Here is an 11431-nt window from a genome sequence, read left to right as displayed (position 1 = left end):
CGCGCCCTCAGAGGGGCGTGGGCAGGTACGTGTTCCCCTGGGGCACGAGGAAGTGATGGAACGTGACGGACGCGCTCACGTCGAGCGCGTGCACCCAGTGCCACCAGCCCACGGGGATGAACACCAGCTCCCCGGGCTCCAGCACCGCCTCCACCACGTGCGCCTCCGAGTACAGCGGGAAGCGCTCGGTGTCCGGCCGCGCCGCGTCCACGTGGCTGAACGTCCCGTAGCGCGGGTACATCAGGTGCCGCTGGAAGGAGGGGATGAGCTTGATGTGCTTGCGCCCCATCACCTGCGCCAGCATCACGTTCATGTTGTCGTGGTGCAGCGGGGTGACGGTGCCCGCGGGGCCGAGCAGCAGCGTCATCATGTCCGGCCGGAGCTCTGCGTCGATGATGCCCGGGGGCGCGCGCACGTCGTCGCGCAGGGGCTTGAAGCCGTCGCGCTGCCAGTTCTCGTTGCGCGGCACCATGTAGTAGTCGTTCGTCGTGCCGCCCGTCGCCACGCGGTGCACGTAGTCGGCGAAGCGCATCGTCTCGCGGTGCTTCTCCGGCTCGGGCGCGTGGTCCGGGTTGGACTCCCGGCGCGTCATCACCTCCACCTCCGCGTCGCCCACGCGCTCGGCCAGGTACGGCAGCGTCCAGCGCTCCAGCGCGGGCCAGTCCTTCATCTGCCCCGTCAGCACCACCGGCCGATGCCCGAAGTAGTAGCGCGTGAAGAACTCGTCCGCGCTCAGCCCCTCCCGCCGCTCCAGCGCCGCATGCCCGCCCGACTGCCGGTGCAGCGTGCCGTAGACATCCATCACGGACTCCAGCCAGCCGTAGCGCCGCCCCAACCGCTGACACGCCTGGAAGAACGGGTGCGCCTCCACGCGCGCCACCTCTTCCCTGGCCACGTCTTCACTCACGCCCACGCCCACCAACGCGCGACACGCCTCCTCCCGCGTCACTCCCAGCGCGAGGTTCTCCACCAGCCAGACCTGCCACTCCAAAGCCAACCGGGACGTATCCGCGCTCATTTAGAAATCCTTGGATTTCATGACTCAAACCACCCCCCGCCCTCTCACGGAATCGCAGCGGAGCATGTTAAGGACGGCGACAGCTTCAAAGTTTCATCCACCAGCAACTTGTACGTGCTGCCTGTATCCCAGCACGAGGAGCGAGCGCATGACGCCTGGTTCCAAGCAGTCCCCGAGTGCGAAGGTCGTCGAGTCGAGTGCCGCGGATGCCCACGTGAAGAACAACTACGTGGACTGCGCCACCGAGGTGGGGGTGCAGCGCGAGCGCAAGCCTCTGCCGATGCCGTCCACCCCCGCCCTGGCCTCCGCTCCGGAGCCCCGCTAGGCCGCCTCCCTCACCAGCGGCGGGGCCCGCACCCCACCCCTGGAGATCCATGCCCGGACGGGAATGACCCCCCTCCGGGCATTTGCTTGTCTGTGTCCTTGCACTTTTTTCTCAAGGAACGGGCGCCTTCGCGTCTTTGACTGGGAAACCTGCCGCGCGAGCATGTAGGACAACATGGCAAATCTCTTCAACCGGGAGCGGAGGCGCTACGAGGCGTTCATCCGACAGCACCGGCCCAGTCTTCTGGGTCTGGCGCGCCGGTTGTCCGCCCGCTCGAGCCTGGAGGCGGAGGACCTGGTCCAGGAGACCTTCGAGCGGGGGATGAACGAATTCGAGGCGTTGAAGGACCGGACGGACGCGGCGGCGGCGGCGTGGTTGTGCACGACGATGACCAACCGCTTCCTGGATTATTGCCGCAGGCAGCGTACGGAGTCGCGGGGGATGCCACACCTTGCCCTGGTGCAGGAGGGGGTGGCGCAGGGGGAGGCCCAGGAGAACTGGGAGCTGGTCAGCACCGAGGAGTTCCAGAAAGCGGTGGAGCGGCTGAAGCCGCACCTGCGCGACGCCTACCGGCTGCACGCCGAGGGCAAGCGCTACAACGCCATCGCCGAGCATTTCAACGTTCCCGTGGGCACGGTGGGCAGTTGGCTCACCCTGGCTCGCAGGGACCTGAAGGACTTGCTGCTGCCACAGGTAGCGGTGGCCCGGGAGCGGGGGGCAACGAGCTCATGACGACGCCATGCACCAACAACCGACTGCACCTCTTCGTGGACGGAGAGCTTTCCGCCACGGAGGCGGAGGCCTTTCGCCAGCACCTGACGCGGTGCGCGGAGTGTGAGTCGGGGCTGAGGGATTTGCTGCAACTGGAGCTGCTGGCCGCGCGGGCGCTGGGTGGCGCCGCGCCGGTGGCCGAGACAACGGACGTGGTGGCGCCGGTGTCCGCGAAGGTGGTGCCGCTGCGGGCCAGGCTCCATCAGGTCTACCGCGCGGCGGTGCCGCTGGCGCTGGCGGCGGGCCTGGCGGCGGTGGGGGTGTTCCGCTTTCAGGCCCCGCCGGAGATTCCGGGCGAGGTATGGCTGGCGAGCGCGGACTCCCGCACCTTCGAGGCGCGGTTGAGCCACCCGAAGGCGGACCGCTTCCTGCCCTACAGCCCGATGCGCGGCACCAGCCAGGCGACAGAGATGTTGCCGCTGCGTCCGCTGGCGGAGCTGGAGGAGCGGCACGACTTCCGGGGCATCGCCGCGGCGTATGCGCTGCGCGGAGACTGGCAGCAGGCGGAGGCGTTCCTCGGCCGGGAGCCGGAGTCCGCGGACAAGGCGAATGACCAGGCGGTGGTGGCGCTGAGCCGGCAGCGGTACGAGGAAGCGCTGGGCCTGCTGACGAGCGCGCTGCGGCAGAACCCGAACCACGCGCAGGCGCTGTGGAACCGCGCGCTGGTGCTGCGCGAGCGGGACTTGTTGGACAGGGCCGCGGCGTCGTTCGACACGGTGGCCTCGCTGGGTGAGGAGGGCTGGAGCGCGGAGGCGCGGCGGATGGCCGCGGAGCTGCGCACGCAGCTGGCGGAGGAGCGGGTGCGGTGGCGGCGGCAAGTCTCGGATGCGTGGCTGACGCTGACGGGGGACGCGCCCTGGGACGCCAAGCAGCTCGCGCAGCGGCCGGTGGTGGCGCGCGCGGCGCTGTACGAGGCGGTCCGCACCGTGACGACGAAGGAGGGCGTGGAGGCGCTGCTGCCGCTGGCTCGGGAGCTGGACACGCTGGGTGGGGGCTCGGTGCTGCAGGACTACGTGCGGCAGGTGGCGACGCGGGACTTCGCCGCGAGGGCGCCGCTGGCGCAGGGGTATGCGGGGCTCTTGAGGGAGCGCGAGACGAAGAAGGACGCCACGGCGCTGTTGGAGTCGCTGCGTCGCTCGGGGGAGCGGGACATCTACTTCGGGGCGCTGGTGCAGACGGGGAGCGCGGTGGTGGACGCCACGGCGCTGACCGCGCTGAAGGGCTTCGCCGAGGGCACGCCGGACCCGTGGCTGCACCTGCTGGCCGAGCGCGAGGGCATCCGCCGCGAGCTGGCCGCGGGCCACACGGCGCTGGCGGAGAAGCAGCTGATGGACGCGATGCTGACGTGCAACGGGCTGGGCAACATCGTCCCGTGCATGGAGCTGAACTGAGCGGACGCGCCGTTTGCTGAGCTGTCGAGGGGTCGGTCCTTCCGGGGCCGGCCCCTTCTTCGTTCTGGGGCGTCGCGCTGTTGTCCACCGTGCGAACGCGGCGCGGCGCGAGCACGGGGGCCTCTGGTGCGTGGCAGGCTCGCCCGCATGCCTCCGTCCGCGCCTCGCAACATGAGCGACTACGCGGCCACCCACCGGGACTTCCGGTGGGAGCGGCCCGAGCACTTCAACTTCTCCTCCGACGTGGTGGACCGGCACGCCGCCGAGCGCCCGGAGTCGCTGGCGCTCTTGTGGTCCGACGAGTCCGGCCGAGAGCAGCGCTTCACGTGGCAGGGCGTGCGGCAGCGGTCCATCCACGCCGCGCAGTTCCTCGCGGGCCTGGGGCTGAAGAAGGGCGACCGCGTCTTCATCATGATGCCCCGGATACCGGAGTGGTGGTTCCTGGTGCTGGGCTGCATCCGCGTGGGCATCGTCTTCATGCCCGGCACGCCCATGCTCACCGTCAAGGACATCCGCTACCGGCTGGTGGCCGCGGACGCCAACGCGGTCATCGCGGACATGAGCTGTCTGGAGCGCTTCGAGGGACTCGCGGGCACCGGCCGCGTGGAGACCTGGGTCGCGGTGGGCAAGGGCGCGCCCGCGCCGTGGGTCTCCTACGAGGCGGGCACCATGGGCACCGGCGCGCATGGCCAGGTCTTCACTCCCACGCGGGCGGAGGACCCGCTGCTCATCTACTTCACGTCCGGCACCACCGGCATGCCGAAGCTGGTGCTGCACACGCACGCCAGCTACGGCCTGGGCCACGTGATTACCGGCCGGTACTGGCTGGATTTGACGCCGGAGGACCGGCACCTGACGTTGAGTGACACGGGCTGGGCCAAGTGCGCCTGGGGCAAGCTGTTCGGGCCGTGGAGTCAGGGCGCGTGCAACGTCGTCTATGACTTCCGGGGCCGCTTCGACGCGGGGAAGATTCTGAAGATGCTGGAGTCCCAGCGCGTCACCACCTTCTGCGCGCCGCCCACCGCGTGGCGCGCGTTGGTGCTCCAGGACCTCAAGGGCGTTGACCTGTCAGCGCTGCGCCACACGGTGAGCGCGGGCGAGCCGCTGAATCCGGAGGTCATCGACTCGTGGAAGGCGGCCACGGGGCTGCACATCCGCGAGGGCTACGGGCAGACGGAGACGGTGGTGGTGGTGGGCATGTTCCCCTCGGTGGAGCCGCGCGTGGGCTCCATGGGCAAGCCGTCCCCGGGCTTCACCGTGGGCGTCATCGACGACACGGGACAGGAGGTGCCGGACGGGCAGGAGGGTGACATCGCGGTGCGCGTGGCGCCGGAGCGGCCGGTGGGGCTGTTCCAGGAGTACCTGGGGGACGACGCGGCCAACGCGGCCTGCCGTCGGGGCGACTGGTACGTCACCGGGGACAGGGCGCTGCGAGACGCGGAGGGCTACTTCTGGTTCGTGGGCCGCGCGGACGACGTCATCAAGACGTCCGGCTACCGGGTGGGGCCGTTCGAGGTGGAGTCCGCGCTGCTGGAGCACTCGGCGGTGGCGGAGTCGGCGGTGATTGGCGTGCCGGACGACAAGATTGGCCAGCGCGTGAAGGCCTACGTGGTGCTGGCCCCGGGCTTCACTCCGTCACAGGAGCTGGCGAAGGAGCTCCAGGAGCACGTGAAGCGGACGACGGCGCCGTACAAGTACCCGCGCGAGGTGGAGTTCGTCACCGAGCTGCCCAAGACGGTGAGCGGCAAGATTCGCCGCGCGGAGCTGCGCGCCACGCCGCCGAAGCCGGGGTGAGGACGTCACCCCGGCGCCCAGGCTTCCAGGCCCGGCTGCGTTGCTAGCTGTTCCAGTCCGAGTGCACGAAGCCGGCGTCGGGCTTGTCCCGGCGCTGGTACGTGTGCGCGCCGAAGGCGTCACGCTGGGCCTGGGTGAGGTTCTGCGGCAGCTCCGGGCTGCGGTAGCTGTCCAGGTACGCCAGTGACGAGCTGAACACGGGCACGGGGATGCCCAGCTTCGTCGCCGTGCCCACCAGCTTTCGCCACGACGGCGACAGCTTCTCGAGCACCGGCGCGAAGGCGTCCGAGACGAGCAGGTTGGGCAGCTCCGGCTGTTGCGTGAAGGCCTCGCGCAGCGGGGTGAGCAGCTTCGCGCGGATGATGCAGCCGCCTCGCCAGATGCGCGCCATCTCCGCCAGGGAGATGTTCCACTTGTACTCCTGCGACGCCGCCTGGATGAGCCGCATGCCCTGCGCGTACGTCACCACGCGCGCCGCGTACAGCGCGTCATGGACCCACGCGGCCAGCTGCGCCTTCTCCTCGGCGGACAGCGCCTCCGAGGGGCCCTTCAGCTTGTGGCTCGCCGCCACGCGCTGGTCCTTCATCGAGGACAGGTTGCGCGCATCCAGCGCGGCGGCGATGGAGGGCACCGGCACGCCCAAGTCCAGCGCCACCTGCACCGTCCACTTGCCCGTGCCCTTCTGCCCGGCCTTGTCCAGCACCAGGTCCACCAGCGGCTTGCCCGTCTCGGCGTCCTTCTTGCGCAGCACCTTGATGCTGGTCTCCAGGAGGAAGGACTCGGCGATGCCCTGGTTCCACTGCGTGAAGAGGTCCGCCACGCCCTCCGCCGACAGGCCCAGGCCCCGGCGCAGCACGTCGTACGTCTCCGCGAGCAGCTGCATGTCCGCGTACTCGATGCCGTTGTGCACCATCTTCACGAAGTGGCCCGCGCCATCCGGCCCCACGTGGGTGACACACAGGCCCTCATCCGTGCGCGCGGCGATGGCCTCCAGCACCGGCCGCACCAGCGCGTACGCCTCCGGAGGGCCGCCGGGCATGATGGACGGGCCGTTGCGCGCGCCTTCTTCTCCGCCGGACACGCCGATGCCCAGGAAGTGGAAGCCCTTGGTCTTGCACAGCTCCTCGCGTCGCCGCGTGTCCTGGAACCAGGAGTTGCCCGCGTCCATGATGACGTCGCCCGGCGACAGGAGCGGGAACAGCCGCTCCATCATCTGGTCCACCGGCGCGCCCGCCGTAATCATCAGCAGGATGCGCCGGGGGCACTCCAGCCGCGACACGAACTCCTCCAGGGACGCGGTGCCCTTCATCTCCGGATGCCCGTACTTCTTGTGCATCTCGTCGATGCGCTCCGGATGCCGGTCCCAGGCCGTCACCCGGAAGCCGTGGTCCGCGATGTTCAGGGCCAGGGCCGCGCCCATGACGCCCATTCCCGCCACGCCGAATTGCGCGCCCGCCTGGGCGCTCGCTGCCGCACTCATGGTTCCTCCGAAGATGGCCCGCTCACCGTCCCGCGGCGGCGGAGTCCAACATCCACTGCGCATTCGTCACCCGGGCCGCTGGAAGCGCCGGGTCGCCCGCGAGCGCCCGCCGCACCGTCTCCCGCTTGCCCGCGCCCGCCACCAGCATCAGCACCGCGCTCGATGAGAGCAGCGTCGGCATCGTGAGCGTCATCCGCCAGGGCGGCGGCTTGGGGCCCACCAGCGACAGCACGCGCCGGCTCTTCTCCTCCAGCGCCGGGTGGCCGGGGAAGAGGCTGGCCGTATGCCCGTCTTCTCCCATCCCCAGCAGCACCACGTTCAGCATCGGCGGCAGGCGCGCTTCGTACTCCCGCGCGGCGACCTCGCGGTCCCCGCGCTCGCCCTCCATGCGGAACACTTGCGAAGGCGACAGCCGCAGCGGAGCAATCAGCGTCTCCTCCACCATGCGGTAGTTGCTCTCCGCGTCGTCCGGCGGCACGAAGCGCTCGTCCACGAAGTACAGGTCCACCCGCTCCCACGGCAGCACCAGCCGCGACAGCTCCCGGTACGCGGGCCCCGGCGTGCCTCCCCCCGACACGGCCAGGCTCACCCGCCGGTTCATCGCGAGCGACGTCTGGAGTGAGCGCGCCATCCACTCGGCGGCGGCGAGGGCCAGGTTCTCCGGCGGGACGATGCGCGGAGGCAGCGCGGTCATAGCTGCGTCCACCGTCGCCCGTCGCGGGCCAGCAGCGCGGCGGCGGCCTGCGGACCGGAGGTGCCCGTCGTGTAGGGGTGCACGGTGCCGCCCTCGCCGGACTCCAGGGCCTGGAGGATGGGCGTCACATAGGCCCACGCCTGCTCCACGCTGTCCTGCCGCGCGAAGAGGGTGGCGTTGCCGCGCATGCAGTCCAGGAGCAGCCGCTCGTACGCCTCCGGCACCGGCTTCTGGAAGCTCTCCTCGTAGTTGAAGTCCATGGTGACGCCCGCGATGTTGACGTCCTCGCCGGGGACCTTGGACTCGAAGGAGAGGGCGATGCCCTCCTGGGGTTGGATGCGCAGCGTGAGCACGTTGGGCTGCAGGCGCTGACAGGTGGCGCCCTCGCCGGAGAACAGGCCGATGGGCACCGACTTGAAGTGGATGGACACCTCCGTCATGCGCTTCTTGAGGCCCTTGCCCGCGCGCAGGTAGAAGGGCACGCCCTCCCAGCGCCACGAGTCCACGCTGAGCTTCATGGCCACGTACGTGGGCGTGCGCGAGTCGGGCTTCACGCCCTTCTCCTTGAGATAGCCCTCGTACTGGCCGGCCACCACGGAGCGCGCCACCTCCTTGCCCTCCACCGGGCGCAGCGCGCGGAACACCTTGTTCTTCTCGTCGCGGATGTCCTCCGCGCCGAAGGACACCGGCGGCTCCATGGCGCACAGCGCGAGCACCTGGAGCAGGTGGTTCTGCACCATGTCCCGGATGACGCCCGTCTCGTCGTAGAAGCCGCCGCGGCCCTCCACGCCAATCGCCTCCGCCGCCGTGATTTCCACGTGGTCGATGTGGTTGCGATTCCACAGCGGCTCGAAGATGGCGTTGGCGAAGCGGAAGACCAGGATGTTCTGGACGGTCTCCTTGCCCAGGTAGTGGTCGATGCGGAAGATCTGCTTCTCGTCCAGCACCGCCGCCAGCTCGCGGTTCAGCTCGCGCGCGCTCTCCAGGTCGTGACCGAAGGGCTTCTCGATGACCAGCCGCCGCCAGGGCTTCTGGAGGGGGTGCTCCTCGCGCTTGACCAGTCCGGCGCCGGCCAGGCTGTGCAGAATCTGGGGGAAGGTGGAGGCGGGCGTGGCCAGGTAGTAGAGCTGATTGCCCTCGGTGCCCTGGCGCTGGGCGACCTGCTCCAGCCGCTCGCGCAGGCGCTTGAAGGCGGCCGGGTCGTCATAGCCGCCGGAGATGCCCTCCAGGCGCGGGGCGAACTTCTGCCACGTCGTCTCGTCGAGCGGCTGCGTGCGCGCGAACTTCTTCAGCCCCTCCTTGACGTGGTTGCGGAAGGCTTCGTCGTCGAGCTGCGAGCGACTGAAGGCGACGACGGAGAAGTGGTCCGGCAGGAGGTTGGCGCGCGCCAGCTCGAAGAGGGCGGGGAACAGCTTGCGCTGCGCCAGGTCTCCCGTCGCTCCGAAGAGCACCACCGTGCACGGGTCCGGGCGCGTGGCGCGCAGCAGCGGGTCTCCCTCTCGGGGGTGCGTCTCGATGTGCAGGCCCTGCGCGTCCATTCCGCTGCCTCCTCCGAGTGACTTCGTGGGCGGCCACCATACGCCGCTCTCATCGCCTCGCGGCAAGCCAGAGTGCATGCAGTGATGTGCGCATGACGTCTGGCGCGTCCGAAAGCGCGCCCGAGGCGGCCCCGTCGCCATCGAGGGAACTGCTCTAACAGGGGGAAGCAGAGGCCGCACGGGTCAACCGAGCCTTGGTAGCGTTCCCGTCATGAAAAGACTGCGTGGCGTCCTGGGTTGTTGTGGGAGCGCGTTGTTGCTGTGGGCCTGTGGCGGCGGGGAGACAGGGGAGGCTCCAGGGGGCGGCCTCGGGACGCGGACCCAGCCCATTGTCGCCGAGCAGTCCGGCGGCGTGGCCGAGGCCGTGTGGCGTTGGTACGACGACCCGGACATCGCGAAGTCCAGCTATGCGAGTCCCGTCTGGTATCAGCCCGGAGGTGGCACCATCATCTGCTCCGCGTCGATGATTGGCCCCAACTTCATGCTCACCGCTGGCCACTGCGGCGCACCGGCCAACGTGACGCTGAGCTTCCTGACCTACGGGCAGGACAACAACACCGCCAAGCGCTTCGAGGACTTCAACTGCAAGATGCTCTACAGCACCTGGCACAGCTCCGACCTGGTGCTCTACCACTGTCCGCCGAATGCCTCGGGCGTCAGCCCCGGTGACAAGTACGGCTACCTCGACTTCGACACGGGCACGCTGAGCGTGGGCGCTCCCGTCTACAGCATCTGGGGCAACCCGCTCGACACGCCCACGCCCGCCCAATACGACGTCCGCTTCCTGTCCAAGGGCGTCATCACCTCGACGACCGGTTGGGGCACCTTCACGACGGACCCCGCCAACGTCCAGGTCAACCCCTCGACGGGGTTGCCGGACTACACCACCAGCAACGAGCGCCCCATCGGCATCAGCACCAGCCTGTGGAGCAACTACGGAGCCAGCGGCTCGGGGCAGCTCAGCGCCACCTCCCACAAGCTGGTGGTGGGCCCGCTGTCCACCGGCGTGCCCGACGGAGCCGGACGCAACGCGCTGTCCATCGCGCGCTATCTGCTGGATGGCACCGTCGATGGCAGGGACCCGGCGACTCGCAACACCGCGAACATCTCCGCGCTGGGCCTGACGCCGGCGAACTACACGGGCCTCATCGACAAGGACGCGGACAAGCTCATCGACCTCCAGGAGGACCTGGAGCGCCTGCGCGGAGAGAACGCCCGGACGTGGTACGCGCTCGACTTCGACAGCGAGCGGCGCAATGTCCTGTGGACGCCCGGCACGGACCCGGGAATCACCGTGACGTTCAACACCACGGACCGCACGGCCCACCTCGTGAAGGCGGGGACAAGCCCTGTCACCCAGCCCATCCTGAGGCATCAGCGGCTCAACCTCGCGGCGGGCACGTACCGCCTCTCGCTCCAACTGGACACCGCGTCGGCGCTCTACGATGACGCCCTCTGGTTCGGCATCCGCTGGGTGGACCCGGTGACCAGCGCGACGCATGTCCAGGGCAACTGGCTGTGGAGCCCGCCGGGGACGGGCTGGAGCATGCACGCCATGGAGGTGACGCTGCCCACCGTCAATGGCGCCGAGGTGATGATTGGCACGGAGTCCTGGGTCACCGCGCGGGTGGCGGCCGTCAACGTGGTGCGCAAGGGCGCGATGATGAACCTGGACACCGCCGACCTGCGCTTCCACTGGCGCAACGACGTCACCGGCGGCCGGGGGCGCGTCGTCCCGCGAGGCGTCAACTCCGGCTCCCAGACGGACTGGGCGCTGCGCGTGAAGTACGACGCCAGCGCCCCCACGGGTTGGCCCATCCGCAACCGGCAGTTCGCGCTGGTGGGGGCCCACCGCTACCGCCTCTGCTTCGACCACCGTCAGGAGTCGTCGGGCATGGGCGGTGTCATGCGCGTGGTCTCCTCCGGTGAGGAGCGGGTGCGGCAGACCTTCAGCCCTGGCGCATCCTGGGCCTCGGCGTGCACGCCCAGCTTCCGGGCGAAGACGAACGACAACAACGTCCAGTTCGGCGTCACGTCGGGCACGGGCTCATACCTGGTGGACAACATCGACATCCAGGACCAGCCGCGCTTCACCGTCGAGCCGGGCATCGACCGGCCGGGCTCGGACATCCGCTTCTTCAACATGCCCGTGGCGGACCCGGTGCTCTGCGAGGACGCCTGCGCGAACGAGACTGGCTGCCTTGCCTACACCTATGTGGCGCCGGGCATCCAGGGGGTGCAGGCCCGGTGCTACCTCAAGAACGCGGTGCCTACGTCCTATGCGTTCAGCGGGTGCCATTCGGGGTATCGTCTGCCCTGAGTCGCTCGCCCTCCGGGCAGGCGTCTGCGCGTGTCCGGGCGGAGGTGGCTGTATCACCCCCTCCCGGCACGCTATGTCCGGTGTCCGATGATGACCTCCC

Annotated in this window: 9 protein-coding genes; 5 read left to right on the top strand and 4 right to left on the bottom strand. The window is 69.6% G+C overall.

Annotated features, from left to right (window positions below):
• Window positions 1-7 precede the first annotated feature (7 nt).
• A complete protein-coding gene (locus ACN469_RS32845) occupies window positions 8-1018 on the bottom strand; it encodes a cupin-like domain-containing protein (RefSeq protein ID WP_498774411.1) in 1011 nt (336 codons plus the stop codon).
• 148 nt (window positions 1019-1166) lie between these two features.
• Here ACN469_RS32845 and ACN469_RS32840 point away from each other — a divergent pair, with 148 nt between their 5' ends.
• From ACN469_RS32840 to ACN469_RS32825, 4 genes are all read left to right on the top strand, one after another.
• Complete coding sequence (locus ACN469_RS32840) at window positions 1167-1343, top strand: hypothetical protein (protein WP_498774409.1); 177 nt, start codon at window positions 1167-1169, stop codon at window positions 1341-1343.
• Between the two features lie 174 nt (window positions 1344-1517).
• Window positions 1518-2075, top strand: a complete 558-nt coding sequence (locus tag ACN469_RS32835; protein ID WP_498774407.1) for an RNA polymerase sigma factor — start codon at window positions 1518-1520, stop codon at window positions 2073-2075.
• Window positions 2072-3505, top strand: coding sequence for a zf-HC2 domain-containing protein (locus ACN469_RS32830; RefSeq protein ID WP_498774405.1), 1434 nt, complete (start codon window positions 2072-2074; stop codon window positions 3503-3505). The genes ACN469_RS32835 and ACN469_RS32830 overlap by 4 nt, the downstream gene beginning before the upstream one ends.
• Before the next feature lie 147 nt (window positions 3506-3652).
• Window positions 3653-5299, top strand: a complete 1647-nt coding sequence (locus ACN469_RS32825; RefSeq protein WP_498774403.1) for an acetate--CoA ligase — start codon at window positions 3653-3655, stop codon at window positions 5297-5299.
• A gap of 43 nt (window positions 5300-5342) precedes the next feature.
• On the opposite strand, the gene gnd is transcribed toward ACN469_RS32825, so the two are convergent.
• The 3 genes from gnd to zwf are packed head-to-tail and all read right to left on the bottom strand — an operon-like array spanning window position 5343 to window position 9011.
• Window positions 5343-6779 carry an NADP-dependent phosphogluconate dehydrogenase gene (gene gnd / locus ACN469_RS32820; protein ID WP_498774401.1) on the bottom strand — a complete coding sequence of 479 codons (1437 nt, stop codon included), beginning with the start codon at window positions 6777-6779 and terminating at the stop codon, window positions 5343-5345.
• Between the two features lie 22 nt (window positions 6780-6801).
• Window positions 6802-7473, bottom strand: a complete 672-nt coding sequence (pgl, locus tag ACN469_RS32815) for a 6-phosphogluconolactonase (protein ID WP_498774399.1) — start codon at window positions 7471-7473, stop codon at window positions 6802-6804.
• Entirely contained in the window at window positions 7470-9011 is a 1542-nt protein-coding gene (zwf, locus tag ACN469_RS32810) for a glucose-6-phosphate dehydrogenase (protein ID WP_498774397.1), read from the bottom strand. The genes pgl and zwf overlap by 4 nt, the downstream gene beginning before the upstream one ends.
• Before the next feature lie 211 nt (window positions 9012-9222).
• On the opposite strand from zwf, the gene ACN469_RS32805 reads away from it, so the two are divergent.
• Complete coding sequence (locus ACN469_RS32805) at window positions 9223-11331, top strand: PAN domain-containing protein (RefSeq protein ID WP_498774395.1); 2109 nt, start codon at window positions 9223-9225, stop codon at window positions 11329-11331.
• Window positions 11332-11431 lie beyond the last annotated feature (100 nt).

The sequence above is a fragment of the Corallococcus terminator genome, assembly GCF_049194865.1.
Taxonomy (GTDB): Bacteria; Myxococcota; Myxococcia; order Myxococcales; family Myxococcaceae; genus Myxococcus; species Myxococcus terminator_A.
Note: the sequence above shows the minus strand (reverse complement) of the source record. Positions and strands in the feature narration are given on the sequence as shown.